General features: G+C 71.0%; 21 protein-coding genes and 1 pseudogene. 3 read left to right on the top strand and 19 right to left on the bottom strand.

What is annotated here, in order from left to right; all coding sequences use genetic code 11:
* Positions 1-56 precede the first annotated feature (56 nt).
* The 5 genes and pseudogenes from ACFWGZ_RS03220 to ACFWGZ_RS03200 form a co-directional block, all read right to left on the bottom strand.
* A protein-coding gene (locus ACFWGZ_RS03220; RefSeq protein WP_382449806.1) for an IS5 family transposase occupies positions 57-934 on the bottom strand; the annotation gives its coding sequence in 2 pieces (ribosomal slippage) (positions 57-539 and positions 542-934; 876 coding nt in all).
* The gene (locus tag ACFWGZ_RS03215) at positions 918-2,126 is read right to left on the bottom strand and encodes a Glu/Leu/Phe/Val dehydrogenase dimerization domain-containing protein (protein WP_382449805.1); all 1,209 of its coding nucleotides are present in this window, start codon (positions 2,124-2,126) and stop codon (positions 918-920) included. The genes ACFWGZ_RS03220 and ACFWGZ_RS03215 overlap by 17 nt, the downstream gene beginning before the upstream one ends.
* A gap of 10 nt (positions 2,127-2,136) precedes the next feature.
* A pseudogene (gene rho, locus ACFWGZ_RS03210) lies at positions 2,137-3,153 on the bottom strand (transcription termination factor Rho); the annotation flags it as partial.
* 223 nt (positions 3,154-3,376) lie between these two features.
* Positions 3,377-5,359 (bottom strand): acetate--CoA ligase family protein, encoded by a 1,983-nt coding sequence (locus ACFWGZ_RS03205; RefSeq protein WP_382449804.1) that lies wholly within the window; start codon positions 5,357-5,359, stop codon positions 3,377-3,379.
* The gene (locus ACFWGZ_RS03200; protein WP_382449803.1) at positions 5,356-6,522 is read right to left on the bottom strand and encodes an acyl-CoA dehydrogenase family protein; all 1,167 of its coding nucleotides are present in this window, start codon (positions 6,520-6,522) and stop codon (positions 5,356-5,358) included. Before ACFWGZ_RS03200 ends, ACFWGZ_RS03205 begins: the two co-directional genes overlap by 4 nt.
* 332 nt (positions 6,523-6,854) lie before the next feature.
* Between ACFWGZ_RS03200 and ACFWGZ_RS03195 the strand changes: the two genes are divergently transcribed.
* Complete coding sequence (locus ACFWGZ_RS03195) at positions 6,855-7,574, top strand: hypothetical protein (RefSeq protein ID WP_382449802.1); 720 nt, start codon at positions 6,855-6,857, stop codon at positions 7,572-7,574.
* 88 nt (positions 7,575-7,662) lie between these two features.
* Here ACFWGZ_RS03195 and ACFWGZ_RS03190 read toward each other — a convergent pair whose 3' ends face one another.
* The 8 genes from ACFWGZ_RS03190 to ACFWGZ_RS03155 form a co-directional block, all read right to left on the bottom strand.
* A complete protein-coding gene (locus ACFWGZ_RS03190; protein WP_382449801.1) occupies positions 7,663-8,013 on the bottom strand; it encodes a GntR family transcriptional regulator in 351 nt (116 codons plus the stop codon).
* A 145-nt stretch (positions 8,014-8,158) separates the two neighbouring features.
* Positions 8,159-8,527, bottom strand: coding sequence for a hotdog domain-containing protein (locus ACFWGZ_RS03185; RefSeq protein WP_382449800.1), 369 nt, complete (start codon positions 8,525-8,527; stop codon positions 8,159-8,161).
* A gap of 26 nt (positions 8,528-8,553) precedes the next feature.
* On the bottom strand, positions 8,554-9,306 hold the full coding sequence (locus tag ACFWGZ_RS03180; RefSeq protein WP_382449799.1) for an OAM dimerization domain-containing protein: 753 nt from the start codon (positions 9,304-9,306) through the stop codon (positions 8,554-8,556).
* Positions 9,299-10,870 (bottom strand): lysine 5,6-aminomutase subunit alpha, encoded by a 1,572-nt coding sequence (locus tag ACFWGZ_RS03175; protein WP_382449798.1) that lies wholly within the window; start codon positions 10,868-10,870, stop codon positions 9,299-9,301. Before ACFWGZ_RS03175 ends, ACFWGZ_RS03180 begins: the two co-directional genes overlap by 8 nt.
* 3 nt (positions 10,871-10,873) lie before the next feature.
* Positions 10,874-12,421, bottom strand: a complete 1,548-nt coding sequence (locus tag ACFWGZ_RS03170; protein WP_382449814.1) for an amidohydrolase — start codon at positions 12,419-12,421, stop codon at positions 10,874-10,876.
* Positions 12,414-13,424, bottom strand: coding sequence for an L-erythro-3,5-diaminohexanoate dehydrogenase (locus ACFWGZ_RS03165; RefSeq protein WP_382449797.1), 1,011 nt, complete (start codon positions 13,422-13,424; stop codon positions 12,414-12,416). Before ACFWGZ_RS03165 ends, ACFWGZ_RS03170 begins: the two co-directional genes overlap by 8 nt.
* 70 nt (positions 13,425-13,494) lie before the next feature.
* The gene (locus ACFWGZ_RS03160; RefSeq protein WP_382449796.1) at positions 13,495-15,003 is read right to left on the bottom strand and encodes an alpha-amylase family protein; all 1,509 of its coding nucleotides are present in this window, start codon (positions 15,001-15,003) and stop codon (positions 13,495-13,497) included.
* A complete protein-coding gene (locus tag ACFWGZ_RS03155) occupies positions 15,000-15,959 on the bottom strand; it encodes a TIGR03885 family FMN-dependent LLM class oxidoreductase (RefSeq protein ID WP_382449795.1) in 960 nt (319 codons plus the stop codon). Before ACFWGZ_RS03155 ends, ACFWGZ_RS03160 begins: the two co-directional genes overlap by 4 nt.
* A 101-nt stretch (positions 15,960-16,060) precedes the next feature.
* Here ACFWGZ_RS03155 and ACFWGZ_RS03150 point away from each other — a divergent pair, with 101 nt between their 5' ends.
* A complete protein-coding gene (locus tag ACFWGZ_RS03150; protein ID WP_382449794.1) occupies positions 16,061-16,456 on the top strand; it encodes an SsgA family sporulation/cell division regulator in 396 nt (131 codons plus the stop codon).
* Here ACFWGZ_RS03150 and ACFWGZ_RS03145 read toward each other — a convergent pair.
* The gene (locus ACFWGZ_RS03145; RefSeq protein WP_382449793.1) at positions 16,453-17,013 is read right to left on the bottom strand and encodes a GNAT family N-acetyltransferase; all 561 of its coding nucleotides are present in this window, start codon (positions 17,011-17,013) and stop codon (positions 16,453-16,455) included. The two genes, ACFWGZ_RS03150 and ACFWGZ_RS03145, sit on opposite strands and share 4 nt — an antisense overlap.
* Positions 17,010-17,474, bottom strand: coding sequence for an FxsA family protein (locus ACFWGZ_RS03140; RefSeq protein ID WP_382449792.1), 465 nt, complete (start codon positions 17,472-17,474; stop codon positions 17,010-17,012). Before ACFWGZ_RS03140 ends, ACFWGZ_RS03145 begins: the two co-directional genes overlap by 4 nt.
* A gap of 130 nt (positions 17,475-17,604) precedes the next feature.
* Here ACFWGZ_RS03140 and ACFWGZ_RS03135 point away from each other — a divergent pair, with 130 nt between their 5' ends.
* Positions 17,605-18,993, top strand: coding sequence for a KamA family radical SAM protein (locus ACFWGZ_RS03135; protein ID WP_382449791.1), 1,389 nt, complete (start codon positions 17,605-17,607; stop codon positions 18,991-18,993).
* A 367-nt stretch (positions 18,994-19,360) separates the two neighbouring features.
* Here ACFWGZ_RS03135 and ACFWGZ_RS03130 read toward each other — a convergent pair whose 3' ends face one another.
* The 4 genes from ACFWGZ_RS03130 to ACFWGZ_RS03115 form a co-directional block, all read right to left on the bottom strand.
* On the bottom strand, positions 19,361-20,671 hold the full coding sequence (locus ACFWGZ_RS03130; protein WP_382449790.1) for a PLP-dependent aminotransferase family protein: 1,311 nt from the start codon (positions 20,669-20,671) through the stop codon (positions 19,361-19,363).
* Positions 20,668-21,810 (bottom strand): alpha-hydroxy acid oxidase, encoded by a 1,143-nt coding sequence (locus ACFWGZ_RS03125; RefSeq protein WP_382449789.1) that lies wholly within the window; start codon positions 21,808-21,810, stop codon positions 20,668-20,670. Before ACFWGZ_RS03125 ends, ACFWGZ_RS03130 begins: the two co-directional genes overlap by 4 nt.
* Entirely contained in the window at positions 21,807-22,871 is a 1,065-nt protein-coding gene (hppD, locus tag ACFWGZ_RS03120; protein WP_382449788.1) for a 4-hydroxyphenylpyruvate dioxygenase, read from the bottom strand. The genes ACFWGZ_RS03125 and hppD overlap by 4 nt, the downstream gene beginning before the upstream one ends.
* 69 nt (positions 22,872-22,940) lie before the next feature.
* The gene (locus ACFWGZ_RS03115; RefSeq protein ID WP_382449787.1) at positions 22,941-23,153 is read right to left on the bottom strand and encodes an MbtH family protein; all 213 of its coding nucleotides are present in this window, start codon (positions 23,151-23,153) and stop codon (positions 22,941-22,943) included.
* Positions 23,154-23,160: the final 7 nt, after the last annotated feature.

Here is a 23,160-nt window from a genome sequence, read left to right as displayed (position 1 = left end):
CCGCCCGGTCGGGAACAACCCGGTCCAGGACCGCCTAGGGCGTGTCCTGCGGATCTTCACCTGAGGTGGAGGACGATGCAGGCCAGGATGATCTCGGCGCGGTGGTAGGCGGCGCGTTTCGCGAACCGGGTGGCCAGGCCGCGGAACTGCTTGAGCCGGTTGAAACAGCGCTCGACCACATTACGGAGCTTGTAGATGTCGGGGTCGAACGCCGGTGGTCTGCCACCGGCCGAGCCCTTGGCCTTGCGGCGGGCGATCTGGTCCGTGCGCTCGGGAATCGTGGCTTTGATCCGTCGTTGTCGTAACGCGGTGCGGGTGCTCGGGTGGGTGTAGGCCTTGTCGGCGATCACCCGCCCGGCCCGCACCCGCTGCCCGTCAACCTCGATGTCGTGGATGTCCTCGAGCAGCGGCAGCAGCTGCGGGTTGTCTCCAGCCTGACCTGGGGTGAGGATCACCGCCAGCGGCAGGCCGGCGGCGTCCACGGCCAGGTGGAGCTTGGTCGTCAGCCCTCCGCGGGAGCGTCCGAGGCATTCCCCGTCGATGGCGAGTTCCTCGATCCAGTCCGCGCAGCCCCCTTTTTCCGGGCGCCGGCCGCATGCTGATGCGCCCGGACGCTCGTGGAGTCGACGCTGACCACGAACGCGACATGGTCCTCGAGTGTCCCGAGCGAGTCGTCTTTGACGATCACGTGCTCGAGGATCCGGTCCCACGTCCCGTCCGCAGTCCATTTGCGCAGCCTTTCGTGCGCGGTCTTCCACGGCCCATACCGTTCGGGCAGGTCACGCCACGGGGCACCGGTGCGTTCCTTCCACAGGATCGCGTTGATCACCTGCCGGTGGCTGCGCCACCGCCCGCCTCGCTGCCCGCTCTGCACAGGCAGCAACGGCGCGATCCGCGCCCAGGCCTTGTCCGTCAGCTCACCACGTCCGACCACACACCATCATCTGCACACGATCATGAGAAAGATCCGCAGGACACGCCCTAGTCGGGAACTGCTCGGCCGGGAACAGCCGCGCGATCTCGTCGCTCGCGTCGGCCGCGATGCGCTGTGCGGCTTTCCGGGGTGAGGGCTCGCCGATGATCCGTCCGGTGAGGCGGCGCGTGGTGGTGCCGATCTTGTCGAACGCCGACTCCGCGGTGGGGTCGACGTCGCCGAACAGCGTCCACCACCACCAGGAGTTCGTGGCGGAGTTCGCGACGACGTCCGGGATGACGAGCGCGCCGACCTCGGCGTCCTCGGTGATCGGCATGTTGGCGGCCTCGACGACGAGCTTCGCCCGGACGCGGTGGGCGTTGCCCGCGTGGATCGCGTAGCTGGTGGCGGCGGGGACGAGCACGTCCGCCGGGACGTCGAGCCACCGGTCGCCGTCGAGCTGCACGTCGCCGGCGCCCAGCTCCGCCCGGTCGATGCCGCCGTGCCGGTCCCTCGACAGCAGCAGGGTTTCCACGTCGAGCCCGGCCGGGTTGGCGACGACGCCGTGGACGTCCGCGAGTCCGACGACCTTCACGCCGTTGCGCGCGAGGAACCGTGCCGTGGCACCGCCCATGGAGCCGAAGCCCTGCACGAACGCGGTGGGGCTGGTGAGCCCGAGGTGTGCGATGCCGGTCAACGCCGCCTGCGCGACGCCGTAGCCGCCGACCAGTTCGTCGAGACCCACACCGTCCACAGTGACCTGGAAGGCGTCGGAAAGTCGTTGGCGGGCCTTGGTCTCGTCGTCGAGCAGCGGGTACACCGCCTGGATGGACGACTGCAACCCGATCTTCGCGATGGCCTCGTCGATCGTGGACTGGCGCAGCCCCAGGTCCTCCCCCATCGTCCAGAACCGTTCGATGTAGGGCGACATCGCGTGGAGGTAGCCGGTGAGGACGTCGTTCGCCCGCGGGTCGTACGGGTCGAAGTCGATCCCGCCCTTGGCACCCCCGAGCGGCACGTACCGCGCGCCGGGGTCGTAGTTGAGCGCTTCCTTGGCCGTCATCCCCCTGGCCAGTCCGCGCACCTCGGCGAGCGTGCAGCCGGCGCGCATCCGCAGTCCGCCGCTGCTCACGCCGCGCACGAGCCGGTCGATGACGAGATGGCCCCTGGCGTGCGTCGCCGGGTCGGTCCACGTGACTTCGAGGTAGCTCACGCGGCCCAAGTTAGCGTGCCATCTGGACGAGGAACTCGGCGTTGCTCTGGGTCTTGCGCAGTCCTTCGAGCAGCACGTCGATCTCCCGGTCTGCCATCGCCCTGCGCACGGCGTCGGTGATGGCGAGCTCCTGCGGCGAGACGAGCAATTCGGCCTTGCGCGTGCTGGACTGGTGCAGGTCGACGGCGGGGTAGATCCGTCGCTGCGCCGCCTTGCGGTCGAGCTTCAGCTCGGCGTTGCCGGTGCTCTTGAGCTCCTCGAAGATGACCGTGTCCGCCGTGGACCCGGTCTCCACGAGCGCCGTGGCGAAGATGGTGAGGCTGCCGCCCTCCTCGATGTTGCGGGCGGCGCCGAGGAACTTCTTGGGCGGGGTGAGCGCGGCGGCGTCGATGCCACCGCTGAGGATGCGCCCGCCGTTGGGGGCGGCGAGGTTGTAGGCCCGCCCGAGCCGGGTGAGCGAGTCGAGCAGCACCACGACGTCCCGCCCGTCCTCGACGAGCCGCTTGGCCCGCTCGACAGCCAGTTCCGCGGCCGCGATGTGGTGCTTGGGGTGCTCGTCGAAGGTGGAGGCGAACATCTCGCCGGGGATGGTCGCCCGCATGTCGGTGACCTCCTCCGGCCGTTCGCCGACGAGCGCGACGATGAGGTGGACGTCGGGGTCGTTCTTGGCGATCGCCTGCGCGATCTGTTGCAGCACCATGGTCTTGCCGGCCTTGGGCGGCGCGACGACGAGCGCCCGCTGCCCCTTGCCGACGGGCATGACCAGGTCGATCGTGCGGCTGGTCAGCTCCTCCGGGTCGTGCTCGAGCCGGAGCCTTTCGTTGGGGTACAACGGCGTCAGGTCCTCGAACTTCGGCCGGCGGTGCGGCTTGAGCCCGTTGACCGTGTCGACGCCGACGAGCTTGTCGTCGTGCGCCTCGCCGGTGATCTGGTCGCCGCGGCGGAGGTCGTGCTGCCGGACGAGGTGGTGCGGGACCTGCGGCCCGTCCACGAGGAATGCCTTGTTGTTGCGTACGTCGAGTACACCGATGTGCATCGGGACTGTCCTTTCGGGAGGGTTGCTTCGAGGTGCGCTTCATCGACTCCGCGCGGTTTCGCGGAGGAGAGCGCTGGTGCGTGCCCTGGGTTTGAGAAACCGGGGGCCTGTGCCGCGGACGTCGAACGGTCCAGCAGCGGGATCGGGACTTACGTGCGCCGGGCGCACCACCGAGATGAACCGACTGTAGCAGAGAACGCCGAGTGCGCGCCTGTTATTCCGCGCACTCCGTCCGGGACGGCTGCTCGGAGGGGATGACCAGCGCGTCCACGGCCAGCACCCCGTCGGGCCCGACCCGCACGGGGTTGAGCTCCACCTCGGCGAGGTCCGGCCGGGCCGCGATCGTCTCGGAGATCCGGGCGATCACCTCGGCCAGTGCGCCGATGTCGGCCGCCGGCGCACCGCGCCAGCCGGACAGCAGGGGCGCGCAGACCAGGCGTTCGACCATGGCGCGGGCGGTGGCGGCGGTGACCGGGGCGAGCTCGACCGCGGTGTCGCCGAACAGCTCCGCGTGGATGCCGCCCGCCCCGACGAGCACCACCGGGCCGAACGAGCGGTCGCGGCGCGCGCCGATGATCAGTTCGACGACGTCGCGGCGGGTGTCCATCTCTTCGAGGACGTAGGTGCCGGGTCCGAGCCTGGCGTGCATCTCGGCGAAGGCGGCGGCGGGATCGGTGACGTCGATCCTCACGGCGTCGTGCTCGCTCTTGTGTGCGAGCCAGTCGGCTTTGAGCGCGTACGGGGCCCTCAGGGGCGTCGCCCCGGCCTCGGCGGCGGTGGTGACGGCGTGGGCGCGCGGGAAGTGGACGAACTCCAGCAGGTCGCGGGCGGCGAGGTAGCCCGCCCGGTGGGGCACCGCGGTGGGTGGGTGCTCGGCGGCGGGAGGTCTTCGGGGCGTGTCCAGCCGGGCCGCGTCGCCCAGCGCGGCCATGGCCCGCTCGATCGTGTGCTGCACCGGCACCCCGCCCGCCCGCAGCGCCCGCACGGCCGCCGAGTCCGGCCGCATGCTGTGCACCACGACGGCGACACCGGTTTCCCTTGCCACGCCGCAGATCCGCGACGCCACCGACACCTCGGCGGCCTCCAGCGACGGCGTGTCCTCCCCGTAGCTGCCGAAATACCCCGACAGCACGACCGTGTCGACCTCTCCCCCACGCGCCAGCACCTCGACGGCGCGCGCGTAGTTCGCCAGGTCCCGTTCCCCGGCACCGGCCAGGTCGACCGGATTGCGCCGGGACGCGCCATCGGGCAACCCGTCGACCGAGGACAACGCCGGCACCGACAATCCCGCGGCCACGGCGAGATCCACCGCGATCGCCCCCTGCCCGCCGGAGTCCGAGATCACCCCGACCCGTCGCCCGCCCGGCGTCCTGCAGGCCAGCACGGCGGCCAGGTCGACGAGCGCGGCCGGCGTGGCCACCCGCACCGCACCGGCACGACGGCACGCCGCGTCCACGACGTCCACGGAGGACGTCAACGCGCCCGTGTGGGTGAGCGCCGCCTCCTGACCGGCGGCGGAAGACCCCACGGTCAGCAGCACCACCGGTTTCCCCGCCGCGCGCAGCTCCGCCATCGCGGCCACGATCCCCGGGCCGAAGCTCTCCAGGTAGACCCCGACGACCGTGGTCATGTCGTGCGACACGAGGTCCAGCAACGCTTCCGTGGCCGTCACGTCCGCCTGGCTGCCGACCGAGACGAACCGCGAGACGCCCAGCCCGGACGCCGCCGCGAGCCCGCCGATCTCCAGCCCGACCTGGCCGCTCTGCGACACCACCCCGAGCGAGCCGGACTGGAACCGGCCCCAGGCGAGGTGCAACGACGTCGCCGCGTCGTAGACCCCGAGGCAGTTCGGGCCGAGGATCCGGGCCCCGGCGGCGCGGATCCGGCGCACCACCGCCTCGTCGATGCCGGACGTGATGCCGACGAACCCCCGCACGCCGACGGCCAGCGCCTCGTCCACCACGGCCGGCACGTGGGCCGCGGGGACGGCGAGCACCACCAGTTCGGGGGCTTCGGCGATCTCCGACAGCGAGCGCACCGTCGGCTCCGACAGCACCAGGCCGCCGCTGTGGTTCACGAGGTGCACCGTGCGGCGGTCACGTCCGACGAGGGCGCCGCGGGCGAGCCAGTGGCCCCACTTGGCGGGGTCGTCGCTGGCGCCGACCACCGCGACGGACGCGGGATCCGAGAAGATCATCTGGCACCGAGTCCGCGGGAGATGACGAGGCGCTGGATGTCCGAGGTGCCTTCCTCGATCTCCTCGAGCTTCGCGTCGCGCATCCAGCGCTCGACGGGGTGCTCGCGCGAGTAGCCGTAGCCGCCCAGCGTCTGCACGGCCGCGTGCGTGCACCACATGGCGTTCTCCGATCCCACGAGCTTCGCCATCGCCGCTTCCTGCGTCACCGCGTGCCCTTCGTCGTACAACGTCGCCGCGCGCACCGTCAGCAGGTGCGCGGTGTCGACACGGGTGGCCATGTCGGCCAGGCGGAACGCCACGGCCTGGTGCCGGACGATCGGCACGCCGAACTGCGTCCGGGTGCGCGCGTAGTCGTTCGCGAAGTCGAGCGCGGCGCGGGCCAGACCGGTCGTGGCGGCGCCGATGAGGATGCGGGAGGCGTCGAAGGTCCGCATCAGCCCGGCGAACCCCTGCCCCTCCTCGCCGAGCCGGTTCGCCACGGGCACGCGCACGTCGTCGAGGAACACCTCGGCGTTCACGATGGCGCGCTGGCCCATCTTGCGGAACGGCGGCCCGACCTCGAGGCCGGGGGTGTCGCGCGGCACGACGAACGCCGTCACGCCCTTCGCGCGCTTCGCCGGGTCGACGGTCGCGAAGATGACGAAGAACTCGGCGTAGGGGGCGTTGGAGATCCAGGTCTTCTGCCCGTTCAGGACGTACTGGCCGCCGTCGCGGCGCGCGGAGGTCCGGATGCTCGCGGCGTCCGACCCGCTACCGGGTTCGGTGACGGCGACGGCGGTGATCGGCGGCACTTGGGCGCCGAGCGGACGGAGGAAGCGCTCCTGCTGCTCGGCCGTGCCCAGGTGCTCGACCGGCCCGCTGAAGAAGCCGTTGGACGTGATCAGGTTGCCGATGCCGATGTCGCCGTGGCACAGCTCCTGCTGGACGAGCGCCTGGGTGAGCAGGTCGGTGACACCGCCGCCGCCGAACCGCGCGGGGATCATGGAGCTCGACAGGCCGAGCTCGCCCGCCTTCTCCCACAGGTCGAGCGGTGACTCGGTGTCCGCCTCGTCGACGGCGCGCGCTCGCGGACGGATCTCGGCGGCGGCGAACTCCCGGGCCAGCTCGACGAACTGGCGCTGTTCGGCCGTGAGTCGCAGGCCGTCGCGGACGGTCCGCCCCATCTCCCACCCCTAAATTGACTGACGAGTCAGTTATTCGCGGTCCACGGGGAGCCTAGCCGCGTTTCAGCAGGTTGGAAGGTCGCGAACGGGTGATGGACGGGCCGCTGTCGATGCATCGTCAAGGAGTCATACGGGGAGTTGACCGGGGGTCACCCAACGGTGGGTTGACAGTCATGCCCGCCCTCCGGCACAGGCGTGGGAGCGCGCTCACAGCGATCACCGACGACGTCCCGGCCCGGCCGATGCGCACCGTGACCGGCCGCGGAGCCACTTCCACCCGCACGGCCCATCCCCCAAGATCGATCCGTGCCGGATTCGGCCAGGATGGGGCCATGAGCGACTGGCTGACCCGCTACCAAAGTGGCCAAAGAGACGCCGTCTGGCACGAGTTCCGCGAACTCGGCGCCCGCGTCCACGACCGGGCCGACGAAGCCCGGGCGGTCTGCGACGAGATGGCGAGGCGCGCCCGGCACAACGTCGAGCTGATCGTCGAGCGGCTCACCGGGGACGGGTACCGCTTCCACCACAACGACGACGACCAGACGCCGGCGACCCCTCTCGTGCCGCCCACGGACGGGGCCGAGGACCACCTCGCGTGGCTGCGGGACACGTTCGGCCCCCTGCCCCTGACGCTGGAGTCGTGGGTGCGGCTCGTCGGCGACGTGTGGCTCGTCGGCACGCACCCGCGGTGGGGCACGTCCGCCTCGGCCGACCCGCTGGTGGTCGAGGTCGAGGCGGCGAAGTACGGCGGGCAGCACCGCGACCACCTGGCCGAGGAGTACGAGGCGTGGCAGGAGGAACCGGAGGGCCTCTACGAGCTGCCGGTGGCCCCCGACCAGCTGCACAAGGAGAACACCAGCGGCGGCGCGCCCTACGGGATCGTGCTGCCGGACAGGTGCGCCGACGGGCTGTTCGCCTGGGACGGCGGGAGGATGCCGTTCGTCTCCTACCTCAACCGCGTGTTCGCCGACGGCGGGTTCCCGGTGCACACCGGCACCGACGAGGAGTGGGAGGTCCGCCACCGCCTCGCGGAGGACCTGCTCCCGCTCTGACCCGGACCAGGCCGGTCGTGCGGCGCACCCCCGGGAGCACGAGCGCTTTCGCCCGGCACCGTCGCGGAACGCCGCAGTTCCAGAAACATCAGGGCCGCAGGGCCGCCCGCACGATGTCGAGCGCCTCGTCCGAGGTGAGACCCAGCTCCGCGGACATGGCCGCGTACTGGGCCGCCGCCGCCCGGACGCGCTCGCGGTTGTTGTCCCCGTTCGCGCTCACCACGGTGCCGGCCCTGCCCCGTGTCTCGACGAGGCCTGCTTCCTCCAGCTCGCGGTAGGCGCGCGCCACCGTGTTGACGGCCAGGCCCAGGTCCTTCGCCAGGGCCCGCACCGTGGGCAGCTTGGCGCCCACCGGCAGGTCCCGGTTCGAGATGGCGTGCGCGTAGTGCACCCGCACCTGCTCGTACGGGGGTAGGTCCCCCTGGTGGTCGATCTTCACTGCGTCCCCGTCCTCCCCTGCATGTCACTACCTCTGTGTTGACCAACGGAGGAGTGCCCGAGAGGTTGCGGTCGGAATCAGCGGAGATCGGCCCGCGGTGTCCCCGGATCGGGGACACCGGGCCGGTCCGGCCGGGATTTCGGTGCTATTCGGCGGCTTTCGGAGCCACGACGGTTCCGCGTGCCCGCGTCACGACGATCGGCTCGGCCAGCACGTCGGCCGCCGAGGGACCGCGTTCGGGCGCCGAACGGGCCACGACCCGCGCCTCGAACTCGATTTCCCGCGACCGCCTGCCGATGCGCACCAGCGTCGCCGTGGCCTCCACGACGTCGCCCGCCTGGATGGGCGCGGCGAACTCGACGGAGCTGTAGCCCGCGAACAACCCCTCGTCCGCGTCGGTGTGGATCAGCAGCTCGGTGGCGACGTCGCCGAACATGCCGAGCCCGTAAGCCCCGTCGACGAGGTTGCCCCCGTAGTGGGCGTGGGAGTGCGGCACGTAACGGCGGTGCGTCACCTGAAAGCCTTCGACCAAAGCCCCGCTCACGCGGCGACCCCCTTTTTCTCCTGCATCGCGTGCACCAGGTAGCTCGCGACCTCGCCCGGCGTGGTACCCCGGGAGAACACTCGATCAACCCCGAGTTCACCCGCCATCAGCGGGTCGAAGCGCGGGCCGCCGGCGACGAGCAGCGGCCGCCGGTCCCCCATCGCCTCGCGGAACGCGGCCGACATCTCCTGCGTGTTCAGGATGTGCGCGTCCCGCTGCGTGACGACCTGGGAGATCAGCACGGCGTCGGCCTTCTCCGCGCGGGCGCTGCGCACGAGCTCCGGAACGCTCACCTGCGCGCCGAGGTTCACGACCTTCAGCTCGCGGTAGTACTCCAGGCCCTTCTCGCCGGCGAAGCCCTTGATGTTGAGGATCGCGTCGATGCCGACGGTGTGCGCGTCCGTGCCGATGCAGCCGCCGACCACGACCAGCTTGCGCCGCAACACCTTCTTGAGCGTCGTGTTGACCTCGGCCGGGGAGAGCAGCGGGTACTCGCGCTCGACCACCTTGACCTCGTCGAGGTCCACCAGGTGCTGCACCGAGCCGTAGACGACGAAGAACGTGAAGCCGTCGCCGATGGGGTTCGAGTGGACCACCATCGCGGGGTCCATGCCCATCTTGTTCGCGAGCTGCTGTGCCGCGCCGTCCGCCTTGGGTCCGAAGGGGATCGGCAGGGTGAACGACGTCTGGACCATGCCGTCGCCCGTGGTGTCGCCGTAGGGCCGCACGTACCTCTTCGCGTCAGGCATCGCGGGCCTCCAGCATCTCGCTCGCGGGGTTGAAGTACTGCTCGGCCTTCTCGACGACGCCGTCGGCGCCCTTGCCCTTGTCCGCCGGGCGCTTCATCAGCCCGAACGTGCCGTCGGCGATCGCGTTGAGCAGCCCGTCGTCGACGATGCGGCCGAGCAGGTCGACGGCCTCGCCGAGCACCTGGTGCGCCCGCTTGACGATGAGCCCGTCCGGAGCGGGCCGGAAGTCCTCGGCGAGGCTGCCCGCGGCGCTGAGCACGTAGCGGACGTTCTGCAGCGCGAGGTCGCGGTCGGACAGGAACGGCGTCACGACCGCCTCGGTCATCATGCCGACGAGCAGGATGGACTGTCCGGTGAGGACACCCGCGAGGTTGAAGAACCCGTCCAGCAGGTAGCCGTTGAACACGTCGCCGGTCATGTGCTTGGTCGGCGGCATCCACTTGAGCGGCGCGTCCGGGAAGAGCTCGCGGGCCAGCAGCGCGTGCGCGAGCTCGAGGCGGAACGAGTCGGGCACCTTCGGGTTGATCTCGAACGCGTGCCCGAGGCCCAGCAGGTGGTCGGGCAGTCCCGCCTCGTGGGCGAAGTGCTCGTTGAGCAGCTGGCTGACGGTGACGGTGTGCGCGGCGTCGACGGCGTCCGCGGTGGTGAGGTAGTTGTCCTCGCCGGTGTTGATGATGATGCCGGCCCGCGCGTGGACCTGGCGGCTGAAGCGCTGGTCGACGAACGTGCGGATCGGGTTGATGTCGCGGAACAGGATGCCGTACATCGAGTCGTTGAGCATCATGTCGAGCCGCTGGAGCCCGGCCAGGACGGCGATCTCCGGCATGCAGAGCCCGGACGCGTAGTTGGTCAGCCGCACGTACCGGCCGACCTCCTTCGACACGTCGTCGAGCGCGGCCCGCATGATCCGGAAGTTCTCCTGCGTGGCGTAGGTGCCCGCGAACCCGTGGTGCGTGGCGCCTTCGGGCACGTAGTCGAGCAGTGACTGCCCGGTGGAGCGGATCACGGCGATGACGTCGGCGCCCGCGCGGGCGGCGTTCTGCGCCTGGACGACGTCCTCGTCGATGTCGCCGGTCGCGACGATGAGGTAGATCCACGGCCGTTGCGCGGGGTCGCCCCACTTCGCGACGAGCTTGTCGCGCTGGGCCCGGTTGCGGTCGACGGTCTTGAGCCCCTTCGTCACCGCGGACGTGGCGTGCTTCTTCGCCGCCGTCCGGTCCTTGCCGGTGGGGACCGTGAACCGGACCTGGCCCGCCGCTGTGGCCTCCGCCAGTTCGGTGAGCGTGCCGAGGCCGTGCTCCCTGAGCGCGTGGAACGCGGGCAGCACCACGCCGTGCTCCAGCCCGCACTGCTCGCGCACGGTGTCGATCACCCGGTTGACCCACGGCACGTCACCGGCGCGGTGGGTGGAGTCCGCGCCGGTGATGCCGGCCAGGCGGAGTGTGGCGCGCTCGACGGCGACGGTGGTGTGCGCCTTGGCGAGCGACACCACCGGTTCGGCCGCCCGCGCCGCGAGTGCGCGGGCGGTGGCGACGACCTGGGGGTCGAGGTCGAGCAACGCCATCGGTCACTTCCTCTCGTAGATCGTCCGGCCGTTCAGCACGGTCCGCACGCAGACGGGTGCCGGACCGGTCAGGTCGGGCAGGCCGGGCACACCCGAGCGCGGGTCGGTCGACCAGCGCTGGACCCGCGCGTCGGATCCGGCCACGACGAGGTCGCCGGTCTCCCACACCGCGTACGTCGCGGGAGCGCCGGGCTGAAGGGTGCCGGTCAGGCCGTCGTCGACGCCCGCCGCACGCCAGCCGCCACGCGTGTGCGCGGTGAAGGCGGCACGAGGCGACACGCCGAAGCCCTCGGTCTTGTGGTGCACGGCAGCGCGCACGGCAGCCCACGGGTCAATGGCGGTCACGGGTGTGTCCGAGCCGAACGCGAGCACGACGCCCGCCGCCGCCAGGCGCGAATAGGGGTTCAGCCCCACCCCGCGCCCGGAACCGAGCCGCTGCACGTACATCCCGGTGGTCCCGCCCCACTCCGCGTCGAACAGCGGCTGGACGGAGGCGATGACACCCCACCCGGCGAGCTGCCGCGCCTGCTCCTCCGACACCATCTCGACGTGTTCGAGGCGGTGGCGCGCGGACGCGAGCTCGGGCGTGCCGAGGGCCTTCTCGGCGATGCCGAAGCCCTCGACGACCGCGGCCATGGCCGCGTCGCCGATGACGTGGAACCCCGCCTGCACCCCCAGTTCGGTGCACTTCACCAGGTGGTCGGCGATCTGCTGACCGGTCAGGTAGAGCGCGCCGGTGGTGTCGGCGTCGGCGTAGGGCTCGGCCAGCGCGGCCGTGCGCGAGCCGATCGCGCCGTCGACGAAGTGGTCGCCGGCGAGCCCCCGCACGGGGACGCCGGGCAGTTCGTGAGCGCCCCAGTAGGCGACGACCTCGGGGCCCTCGTCCAACGCCAGCAGCTCGCGCAGGTCGTCCTCGCCGGAGATGTCCGGGCCCGCGCACTCGTGCACGGACGCGATGCCCTTCGACGCGGCGTGGCGCAGGAACGCCCGTTGGGCGGCCTCGCGCTGTTCCGGTGTGATGGCGGCTTTGGCCGTGCCGCGCACGTGGTGGTGGGCCGCCCGCGAGAGAGGGCCGTCCTCGGAGAACCCGTCGGCCGTGCGCGCGTCGTCCGTGATCAGGTTCGACGAGACGAGCGCGGAGTGCACGTCGATGCGCGACAGGTAGACCGTCTTGCCGCCGGCGGCCTCGTCGATCTCCGCGCGCGTGGGCGGCCGGTTCTCCGGCCAGCGCGTCTCGTCCCAGCCGTGACCCCACACGAGAGGACCTTCGGCGGCGCGGACCTGCCGCAGCAGATCCTCCACCGAGGACGTCGCGGTCAGGTCGAGGCCCGTCAGGAGCAGGCCGGCCGACGTGGCGTGCACGTGCGCGTCGACGAACGCGGGCGCGACGAAGGCGCCGTCGAGCTCGATGACCTCGGCGCCGGGGTGCAGCGCGTGCCCGACCGAGTCCTGTCCGATCCACACGACGACGCCGTCCGTGACGGCCATCGCCGTCGCATCCGGTGCGTAGATGCGCCCGCCGACCAAAAGTTGCGTACTCACGTCACGCAGTCTGCCGTTGTTCGAACAGCGCCCGCACACCCGGATGGGTCCTGACCAGGTCGAGCGCGAACGACGCGTGACCAGGCACATACCCGTTGCCGACGATCATCTCGACGTCCGCGGCCAGACCCTCCGCTCCCAAAGCGGCGGCACTGAACGAGGTGGCCATCGAGAAGAAGATCACCGTGCCGCCGTCCGCGGTCGCGAGGATGGCGCCGTGCTCGCACCCCGGCACGTCCACACACACGACCGTGACGTCGACCTGCTTGCCCACGGCCTCGGCAACCGCGACAGGATTGCGTGCGTCGGCGATGACGACCTCGTCCGCGAGGCCCGACTCACGCACCGATGCAGCCTCACGCTCGGTCGGCACCAACGCCACGAGACGCGACGCACCGGCCTGACGCGCGGCCGCGAGAGAGAGCGACCCGGACTTGCCGCCGCCACCGAGCACCAGCACGGACCCGCCGGGGTGCTTGCGCACCACCCGGTCGGTCAGCGCCGGCGCACCGCACACGTCGAGCACGGACAACGCGAGCTCGTCGGACAGGTCGTCCGGCAGCACCGCGGCGATGGACCGGCCGAACAGCACCGCGGTCCCCCGGCACGGCACCTGCTCGTCCTCGCCGTCCCAGTCGCGCAGTTCGTCGTCGATCTTCAACGGCGTGAGCGTGAGGCTGACCAGCGTCGCGATCCGGTCGCCGGCCTTCAGCCCGAGCGGCGACTCCGGGCCCACCTCGGTCACCGTGCCGAGCAGCATGCCGCCCGACCCGGTGACCGGGTTCTGCATCTTGCCGCGCTCGGCGACGATGTCGAGCACCGCCCGCCGGACCGCGGCGCCGTTGCCGTGCTGCTCCCTGAGCTGCCGGAACGACGCCGCGTCCAGGTTGAGGCGCTCGACCGCGACGACGACCTCGTCGGCGGCGGGCACGGGGGTCGCGTCGAGCCGCCACGCCTGCTGCGGCAGGACACCGACGGGCTCGAGGACGCGGTGCAGTCCGTACGCGCTCACCTGAAAATCCTTCGGTCGACGACGCTGTCTCGAAGATATCTTCACGTGAACCGTCAAGATCCCGCAAGCATCACTCAGAAATCACGCGGAACCAGCGGCAGTCGTAGGGCGCGAGGTCGACCTTCGCCCCGGTCTTCGCGGGCTTGACGGTGCCACCGGTGGCCAGGTCCTTGAGCACCCCGTCTGCGGGAACCCGCACCGTGACGTCCTTGTCCGCGAAGTTGTGCAGGGCGATCACCGACCGGCCGTCGCAGTCGGCGCGATGGGCGAACACGGTCGGATCGCCCAGGTCGAGCACCTCCACCGTGCCCCACGCCAGCTCCGGGGCCTCGCGGTAGAGCTCGACGAGCTTGCGCATCCACGTCAGCAGCGAGTCGGGGTCGTAGCGCTGCTTGCCCGCCTCCTCCCAGTCCATCGGCACCCGCACCGCGAGCCTGCCCTCCAGCGACAGGTCCTCCTCCAGGCCGAGCTCCTCGCCGTAGAAGAGCACCGGCGTGCCCGGCAGCGTGAACAGCAGGCTGTAGACCATGCGGATGCGGCGCTGGTCGCCGTCGAGCATGCCCGGCAGGCGGCGCCGCAGGCCCCGTCCGTAGAGCTGCATGTCCGGGTCCGGGCCGAACGCGTCGAACACCTCCTGGCGTTCGTCGAGCGGCAGCTTGTCGAGCGTCAGCTCGTCGTGGTTGCGGACGAACGTCGCCCAGTGCCCGTCGCGCGGCGGCTGCGGCCGTTCCTGCAGCGCCTTGACCAGCGGCCCGCTCGACTTCCGCGCCAGCGCCAAGTACATCGCCTGCATGCCGACGAAGTCGAAGCACATGGTCAGCTCGTCGCCGACGCCCTGGCCGTAGAACGCCATCGCGTCCTTGTACGGCAGGTTCACCTCGCCGAGCAGGATCGCCTCCCCGTTGCGGCGGTTGAGGAACGCGCGCAGGTCGGTGAGGTAGTCGTGCGGGTCGGGCAGCTCGATCGCGTCGGTCTTCTCCTGGTGCTCCAGCAGGAACGGCACGGCGTCGACGCGGAAGCCGCTCAGGCCCAGCTCCATCCAGAAGCCCATGATCCGGGCGATCTCGTCGCGCACCTCGGGGTTGGCGACGTTGAGGTCGGGCTGGTGCTTGTAGAAGCGGTGCAGGTAGTACTTCCCGACCTCCTCGGAGTACTCCCAGAGCGAGTTCTCCTTGTCGGGGAACGTGATCCCCTGCGGCCCGTCGTCGCGCGGCTCGTCGGACCAGACGTACCAGTCGCGCTTCTCGGGGTCGTGGAACCACGGGTGCTGGTCGGACGTGTGGTTGACGACGAGGTCGGCGATGACGCGCATGCCGCGGTCGCGTGCGGCGCGCACGAACTCCACGAAGTCGCCGAGCGAACCGAGCCGCGGGTCGACGTTGTAGAAGTCGGTGATGTCGTAGCCGTCGTCCTTCTCCGGCGTCGGGTAGAACGGCATGAGCCACACACACGTGACGCCCAAGGCATGTAAGTGGTCGATGCGTTCGGTCGCGCCGCGGAACCCCTCGTCGGAGAAGGTCTCGATGTCGAGGCAGTAGAGGACGGCGTTCTTCCACCAGACGTCGGACGTGCGGATCACGCCTTCACCTCCGGCAGGACGTGCTCGCCGAACGCGTCGACGAACGGGAGCAGGTCCTGGCCCACGTGGTGCAGGTAGATCTCCTCGAACCCGAGCTCCTCGTAGGCGTTGAGCTGCCCGGCGTGCCACTTCAGGTCGGAGGAGATGTTCACGACCGCCGCCACCTGCTCCGGGGTGACGTTCTCGGAGACGACGTCGAAGTGGTCGGTCATCTCCAGGTCCCAGCAGACCGGCGGCTGGAAGATGTTGCTGCGCCACTGCTCGTGCGCGATCGCGGCGGCCTTGTCCTCGTCGGGGTCCCAGCTCAGGTGCACCTGCAGGTGCAGCTTGCCCTTGCCGCCGGCGTCGCGGTACGCGCCCGCCACTTCGCGCAGGCGTTCGGGGGACGCGTTGACGGTGATCAGCCCGTCGGCCCACGACGCGCACCAGCGCGCCGTCTCGGGGCTGACGGCCGCGCCGATCAGCAGTGGAGTCTCGTCGGGCAGCGTCCAGAGCCGGGCGCGGTCGACCGTGACCAGGCCGTCGTGGCTGACCTCCTCGCCGGCGAGCAGTGCGCGGATGACGTCGACGCACTCGCGCAGCCGGGCGGTCCGGACGTCCTTGCGCGGCCAGACGTCGCCGGTGATGTGCTCGTTGCTCGCCTCGCCGGTGCCGAGCGCCGCCCAGAACCGGCCGGGGTACATGGCGGCCAGCGTGCCGATCATCTGCGCGCTGATCGCCGGGTGGTAGCGCTGCCCCGGTGCCGTGACCACGCCGAACGGCAGGTCGGTGGCCTGCAGCGCGGCACCGAGCCACGACCACGCGAACCCGGACTGGCCCTGGCGCGCGCTCCACGGCGAGAAGTGGTCGGAGCTCATGGCCGCGCCGAAACCGGCTTCCTCGGCCCTGCGCACGGCGGTGAGTAGATCGGTGGGGTGTATCTGCTCGTGTGAGGCGTGGATGCCGTAGACCGTCATGGGGCTTCTGTACCCAATCGAGCAGTTCGAGAAAGCTGTGAACCGATCGAACCGCAGGCGCGTGTGTAGAGCGGCACCCTCACTGCGGAGGAGGAACGACGATGTTCAACGAGACTCGGGTCGGCACCGTGACCGTCGTTGGGTTCATGCGACCGGACGGCTCGGTCGAGCCGATGAACGTCGACCTCCAGTACCGCTCGGACGATCCGCACGCGGTGACGATGCGCTTCCACACCCGCGACCAGGAGTCGACGTGGCTGGTGGGACGCGAGCTGCTGTCCGACGGCCTCATGTCCCCGGCGGGCATGGGCGACGTGCGGCTGCGCCCGGGCGACGGCGACATGCTCGTGCTGGAGCTGTTCACCGAGGACTCGCACGCCGTGTTCCACATGTCGGCCGACGAGCTGGGCCGGTTCCTCGACTCCACCTACGCGGCGGTGCCGGCCGGGCGCGAGGTCGTCGACTTCGAGCTGCTGCTGAAGGACCTGCTCGCCTAGAGGCGCAGCCCCAGCACCAGTTCGTCCGCGGAGTCGATCACGCGGAAGCCCATGTGCTCCCAGAAGCCGATCGCGTGTGTGTTGTGGTGCCGCACGTGCACATGCACGCCCTTCTCGAGACGTTCGAGCACCGTCCGGACGAGCGCGCCACCGAAACCCCGCCCCTTCGCACGCGAGAGCAGGTTCGCGTGCATCTGCGCCGGGTAGTCGCGGACCAGCATCGGGTCGACGCGCACCGGGTGGTGGATCTGCTGCACGACCCGGTTGGCGTTCGGCGTCAACGGGTACCGGAACCGCAGGTCGGGCCACCAGTCGCGGTCGCAGCGGTCCTCGAAGGCCTCGCTGTCCGACGCCGCCACGGCGTACCCGCAGACGCCGTCGTCGTCCTCCGCGACGAACGCCAGGTCGGGCTCGAACGCCACGTACGGGCCGATGTGGGCGTGGCCGAGCAGCCGCGGGTCGTCGAACAGGTGCCGCACGCCCTGGCCGCCGTTGCCCGTGTCGAGGCAGATGTCGTAGAGCGCGTCCAGGTCGGCCGGCCGGTACGCGCGGATCACGTCAGTTCGCGCCGGTCGGTGATGACCACCGGCTCCGCGTCGACGTCGACCACCTGGCCCTCGACGACCTGACCGGCGCCGAAGCGCCGTTCGTGCTCGAACTTGAGCGCCGCGGCCTCGGCCTTGCGCGCGATCCGCTTGCTCACGATCCTGCGGGTGGGCGGGAAGAGCAGGAACAGCGCCACGACGTCGCTGAGGAAGCCCGGCACCATGATCAGCGCGCCGGCCGCCGCGATCAGCATGCCGTCGGCCATCTCCTGGTGCGGCTGCTGACGCCGCAGGACCGACTCGCGCAGCGCCGCCATCGTCTGCGCGCCCTGGCGGCGCACCAGCGACAGCCCCACCAGGGAGCCGACGAGGAGCAGCGCGATCATCCAGAGCCCGCCGATGGCGTTGCCGACGGCGATCATGACCGCGACCTCGGCGAAGAAACCGACGAGCAGCAGCGCGAGAACAGGCATACCGGGTGAACGCACGGGAGGCCCGAATTGCTCCCGACCACCCCTCCACCAGGGCTTGAGCTGAAATATTTACGGCAGCGATGCGGTATGACAGGATATCTTTACGCGACCTCGACGCTGAGGAGTACGGATGACCGCGCTGCACGACGCCCCCACGTCGCTGGAGCGGCTGGACCGCCAGCCGTACACGTACGTCCGCCGTGAGCTGGTCGAACCCGACTGGCGGCGCTTCCCCGGCTGGGCCCACGTGACCGAGGCGCAGTGGCGGGACGCCCAGTGGCAGCGGGTGAACTGCGTCAAGAACGTGAAGCAGCTCCGCAAGGTGGCGGGCGACCTGCTGACCGACCGGTTCTACGACGACCTCGCCGCCGACCAGTCGTCGTTCGCGACGATGTCGATGCTGATCCCGCCGCAGATGGTCAACACGATGGCGGTCGACGCCGAGCTGTCCCCGGACGCCTTCACCGAGGCGTTCCTGGCCGACCCGGTCCGCCGCTACATGCTCCCGGTCGCCTCCGACCGCGACCCCCGCTGGCCGTCGCACCCGCACTCGCAGCGCGACTCGCTGCACGAGGCCGAGATGTGGGTCGTCGAGGGTCTGACCCACCGCTATCCCACCAAGGTCCTGGCCGAGATGGTCTCGACCTGCCCGCAGTACTGCGGCCACTGCACCCGCATGGACCTGGTCGGCAACTCGACGCCGCTGATCGACAAGCACAAGCTCTCGCTCAAGCCGGTCGACCGCCAGGACCAAATGATCGAGTACCTGAAGAAGACCCCGGGCGTCCGCGACGTGGTGGTCTCCGGCGGCGACGTGGCGAACGTGCCGTGGCCGCAGCTCGAGTCGTTCCTGATGCGCCTGCTCGACATCGACACGGTCCGCGACGTCCGCCTGGCCACCAAGGCCCTGGCCGGCCTCCCCCAGCACTGGCTGCAGCCCCGCGTCGTCGAGGGCCTGGAACGGGTGGCCCGCACGGCATCCCGCCGAGGCGTGAACCTGGCGATCCACACGCACGTGAACCACGCCCAGTCCGTGACCCCCCTCGTCGCCGAGGCCGCCCGCACGGCCCTGGAAGTCGGCGTGCGGGACGTGCGCAACCAGGGCGTGCTGATGAAGGGCGTCAACGCGACACCGGACGACCTGCTCGACCTCTGCTTCGCCCTGCAAGGGGAAGCGAACATCCTGCCGTACTACTTCTACATGTGCGACATGATCCCCAACGCCGAGCACTGGCGGGTGTCGGTGTGGGAGGCGCAGGAACTCCAGCACTCGATCATGGGCTACCTGCCCGGCTACGCAACCCCTCGAATCGTGTGCGACGTGCCGTACGTCGGGAAGCGGTGGGTGCACCAGCTCGAGGACTACGACCGGGAGCTCGGGATCTCGTACTGGACCAAGAACTACCGGACCGGGATCGAGCTGGAGGACCCGGAGGCGTTGAACCGCCGCTACCCGTACTACGACCCGATCTCCACCCTCGGCGAGGCCGGCCGGAAGTGGTGGGCCGACCAGAGCTGACGGGTCACGACGACCATAAGTCCAATGTGGACTGTTCTTGAATCCACATTGGACTTGCAGCGGAACGAGGCATCCGCCCCTCGCGAAAGCCCCGCACAGGTAGGTGGCCAGGGCGAAGCGCTCCATTTCACACCGGCCTGCGTCACAACGATGATCACTACCAGCTGCTGCCGGCGGACGTCCTCGCCGGCCACCGACCTCGACGATCACCATCGCCCCGCCCGGCCCCACCGACCACCGCCGCCGACCAGCCCAGACCACCTGACCGACCGGCATCGGGACTGGCCGGGCTTCGTCAGATCGTGTGACGGGTGTGTCGGCGAGCCTTTGTCGCCTCCGTGGTCGCGCGACCAGTCGCCCTCGATGGTCAGGTCCGGGCGGTGATGAGGCCGGTCAGCCGGTCGAGCCCCTCCTCGATCTGATCGGTGGTCAGGGAGCTGCACGACAGCCGCATCTGGTGCGCGGCCACCTCGTCGTCGTGGAAGTGGCGCATCGGCGTGAACAGGACGCCGTGCCGGTTCGCCGCCACGTCGACCAGCTCGTCGGTGACCGGGAACGGCACCGTCAGCCCCACGAAGAAGCCACCGCCGGGGGTGTTCCAGCGCACCCCGTCCAGACCGCCGAGGCGTCGGGCGAGTCCCCGCAGGAGGCAGTCGAGGTTGCGCCGGTAGGTCTCGATCTGTTGCCGGTTCGCCCGCAGCAGGCTGCCCCCGTGCTTCAGCAGCATCCCGCCGACCAGGGCTTGGCTCACCGGGGAGGTGTTGACGGTGAGCATGCTCTTCGCCTTCGACAGCTCGTCGGCGAGCAGGCCGCCCGCACCGTCACGTCCGGCGATCCGCTGGTCCGCGACCGCGAAACCCACCCGTGCACCGGGGAAGCAGGTCTTCGACAGCGACCCGAGGTAGACCACCCGCTGCCCGGTGTCGAGCGCCTTCAGAGTCGGCGGACGCTCCCCCTCCACCGCCTGGAAGAACCCGTACGGGTTGTCCTCCAGCAGGAGCAGGTCCTGTTCGGCGGCGATCTCCAGCAGCCGGGCCCGGCTGCCCGCGGTCATGCTGCGGCCACTGGGATTGGAGAAGTCGGGGACGAGGTAGAGCGCGCGGGGCCGCAGCCCCTCGGCACGGGCGGCCGCGAGCTGCGCGAGCAGGTCGTCCAGGTCCACCCCGTCGGGGCCTTCCCGCACCGGGCGGACCGGCATGTCCAGCAGCCGCGCGGCGCCGGTCACCCCGACGTAGGTGGGCGCCACGGCCAGCAGGACGTCGCGGTCGGTGGCCCGCAAGGCGCGCAGTACCAGCCACAACGCCTCCTGGGCGCCGACGGTGACCAGGATCGCCTCCGGGTCGACGGTGATCCCCTCGTCCAACTCCAGTTGCCGGGCGATGAGTTCGTTGACGATGCCCTTGGTGCGCCCGTACTGGAACAACTCGCGGTGGACCTGGGCTCGGTCGTACCGCTTCGTCTCCGTCAGGTGCCGGGTGTAGGCGCAGAGGTAGCCGTGCAGGTCGGCGAGGTCGAAGCCGTCCTCGGTGGGCCTGCCGGGTGCGAAGGAGATCGCGTCCGGGAAGCGGCCCGCCACCTCGTTGAGGAAGTTCATCGACAGCATCGCCGGGTCGGAGAGCGAGGCGTGCAGATCCGCCGGGTCGAGCCGGACGGACGTGGACGGCAGGGTTGCGGTCATCGGACACCTCCAGGGGAAGGGCAACCGTGGGCCACCCGTGCCGTCAGCCGGCGGGCGGCGTCGAGGTCGGCGCAGCCGGACAGTTCCAGGGCGGAGATCAGTTCGGTGGCGAGCAGGTCGAGCACCCGGCGGACACCCGCCTCGCCGTCGGCGGCCAGCCCCCACAGGACGGGTCGGCCGAGCAGGACGCCGCTCGCGCCCAGCGCCAGCGCCCTGAGGACGTCGGTGCCGCCGCGGATCCCGCTGTCCAGCAGCACCTCGCACCGCTCGGGCAGGGCCTCGCGCACCGCGGCCAGCACGTCCACGCTGGCCACGGCACCATCGAGCTGGCGTCCGCCGTGGTTGGAGACCACCACGGCGTCCGCGCCGAGTTCCGCGACGAGCGCCGCGTCCCGGGGGTCGAGGACCCCCTTGACGATCAGCGGCAGCCGGGTGCTCCCCCGCAGCCGGGCGAGGTCGTCCCGGCTCAACCCGACCGCGAAGGCCTCGGCGGTGTGCTCGGCGACGGCGGAGACACCGGGCCGCCGTTCACGGGTCACCCGGAGGCTCGCCGGGTCCAGGTGGGCGGCGGCCACGTCCGTCGGCAGGGCGAAGCCGTTGCGCAGGTCGCGCAGCCTGCGGCCCATCCGGGGGACGTCCACGGTCACCACGAGCGCGGCGCACCCGGCGTCCTCGGCCCGCCGGACCACGTCGGCCGTGGCCCCGGCGTCGCGCAGGCAGTACAGCTGGAACCAGGTGACCCCGCCCAGCGCGGTCACGGACTCGACCGGTTGGCTGCTCAGCATGGACAGGGTGAACGGCACCCCGGCCGCCGCGGCGGCCCTCGCCGTCGCCAACTCCCCCTCCGGGTGCACCAATCGCTGGTACGCCATCGGCGCGACGGCGACCGGCAGGGCGGCGGCCGGGGCGCCGGGCAGCGCGGCCGTGGTGTCGCAGCCGGGGCTGCCGGTGAGAACCCGCGGGACGAGCCCGATCCGGTCCAGTGCCCTCCGGTTGGCCGCCAGCGTCAGTTCGGCGTCGCTGCCGCCCTCCACGAAGTCCCAGACCCAGGCGGGCAGCACCCGCTCGGCCACGGCCGCGAACTCCGCCACGGACACCGGCCCCGAGCCGGTCGTGACGGGATGGGACAGGGTGGTCACCGGGACGCTCCCCCGACGGCCATCCGCTCGGCCTCGACCGCTTCGTAGAGGGCCTTGATGTTGCCGCTGCCGAAGGTGCGGGCGCCGAAGCGCTCGATCACCTCGTAGAACAGCGTGCCGCTCGGGTGGGTGGAGCGGGTGAAGATCTGGAACAGCTGGCCGTCCTGGTCCTCGTCCACCAGCACGTGCAGCTCGCGCAGGCCGGCAATGGTGTGCCGGGTCAGGTCGAGGTGGTCCGCCAGCAGGGTGTAGTAGGTCTCGGGGGCGGTGAGGAAGACGACCCCGCGCCTGCCGAGGGTGCCGACGGCCTTGACGACGTCCGTGGTGGCGAAGGCGAGGTGCTGCACACCGGGCCCGCCGTGCCGCTCCAGGAAGCGGTTGATCTGACCGGGCTCGGCGGTGGCGTCCGGCTGGATCAGGGTCAGGGTGACCGCGCCGGACGCGCTCTGCACCACCTGCGACTCCATCGCCTGGCCGCCGACCCTGATGACCTCGGTGAAGATGGTCCGGAAGCCGAGCGCACGGGTGTAGTGCTCCACCGTGCGGCCGAGCTCGCCCGCCTCGACGCAGATCGCGAAGTGGTCGAGTTCGGTGAGGAGTTCGTCCGCTCCCACCGCGCCGGCGTCCTCGATCGGGGTGAAGCCGGGCGGCACCGCGAGGTCGCCGCCTGCTTCGGTCAGGGTGTGCACCACGTCCCCGAAGCCCTCGATCACCGCGGTGGCGCGGCCGTCGGGGTGCCGCTGCGGCGGGGCGACCGTGACCGCACCGCCCGCCACGGCGTCGGCGAAGGCCAGGAACACGTCGGGCACGGTGAGCGCGATGTCCGCCACACCGTCCCCGTGGGCCTGGACGTAGCGGGCCGCCGGGTGGTCGTCGGTGCGGGCCTGGGTGAGGACGAGGGTGATCCGCCCCTGCCGAAGGGCGAGGGAGTCGGCCTGCGCCGAGGCGGCGCGGGCGATCGGGCGGAAGCCGTAGTGGTCGGTCAGCTCGGCCGAGGCCGCCGCCAGATCGGCGACGTAGAGCTCGACGTGGCTGATGCGGAAATCGGGCGCGTGGGTCATGGCAGGACCTTTCGTCGGCTGGTGGGAACGCTGGGAGCGGTGCGGGCGCGGGTCCGGGGCGGCATCGGATCACCCCTCGCCCATGGCGGCGGCGAGGCTGGCCGGACGCAGGTCCGTCCAGTTCTCCTCGATGTGGGACAGGCAGGCCTGCCGGGACTCCGGGCCGTGGACGGTGGTCCAGCCGGCGGGGGCCGCGAGAGCGGCAGGCCAGAGGGAGTGCTGGTTCTCCTCGTTCACCAGGACGAGGTAGTCGGCGCTGTCGTCTTCGAACGGATTGGTCATGGGGTGT

It is taken from the genome of Lentzea sp. NPDC060358 (genome assembly GCF_042725365.1).
Taxonomy (GTDB): domain Bacteria; phylum Actinomycetota; class Actinomycetes; order Mycobacteriales; family Pseudonocardiaceae; genus Lentzea.
This window is presented reverse-complemented; position numbering and strand designations above follow the sequence as displayed.

What these genes read in the sequence shown, in the direction of transcription:
- ACFWGZ_RS03205 (WP_382449804.1), bottom strand. Translation starts at nt 5,359, where the DNA reads ATGATCTTCTCGGATCCCGCGTCCGTCGCGGTGGTCGGCGCCAGCGAC.
- ACFWGZ_RS03200 (WP_382449803.1), bottom strand. Translation starts at nt 6,522, where the DNA reads ATGGGGCGGACCGTCCGCGACGGCCTGCGACTCACGGCCGAACAGCGC.
- ACFWGZ_RS03195 (WP_382449802.1), top strand. Translation starts at nt 6,855, where the DNA reads ATGAGCGACTGGCTGACCCGCTACCAAAGTGGCCAAAGAGACGCCGTC.
- ACFWGZ_RS03180 (WP_382449799.1), bottom strand. Translation starts at nt 9,306, where the DNA reads ATGCCTGACGCGAAGAGGTACGTGCGGCCCTACGGCGACACCACGGGC.
- ACFWGZ_RS03175 (WP_382449798.1), bottom strand. Translation starts at nt 10,870, where the DNA reads ATGGCGTTGCTCGACCTCGACCCCCAGGTCGTCGCCACCGCCCGCGCA.
- ACFWGZ_RS03155 (WP_382449795.1), bottom strand. Translation starts at nt 15,959, where the DNA reads ATGACGGTCTACGGCATCCACGCCTCACACGAGCAGATACACCCCACC.
- ACFWGZ_RS03150 (WP_382449794.1), top strand. Translation starts at nt 16,061, where the DNA reads ATGTTCAACGAGACTCGGGTCGGCACCGTGACCGTCGTTGGGTTCATG.
- ACFWGZ_RS03140 (WP_382449792.1), bottom strand. Translation starts at nt 17,474, where the DNA reads ATGCCTGTTCTCGCGCTGCTGCTCGTCGGTTTCTTCGCCGAGGTCGCG.
- ACFWGZ_RS03135 (WP_382449791.1), top strand. Translation starts at nt 17,605, where the DNA reads ATGACCGCGCTGCACGACGCCCCCACGTCGCTGGAGCGGCTGGACCGC.
- ACFWGZ_RS03130 (WP_382449790.1), bottom strand. Translation starts at nt 20,671, where the DNA reads ATGACCGCAACCCTGCCGTCCACGTCCGTCCGGCTCGACCCGGCGGAT.
- hppD (WP_382449788.1), bottom strand. Translation starts at nt 22,871, where the DNA reads ATGACCCACGCGCCCGATTTCCGCATCAGCCACGTCGAGCTCTACGTC.
- ACFWGZ_RS03115 (WP_382449787.1), bottom strand. Translation starts at nt 23,153, where the DNA reads ATGACCAATCCGTTCGAAGACGACAGCGCCGACTACCTCGTCCTGGTG.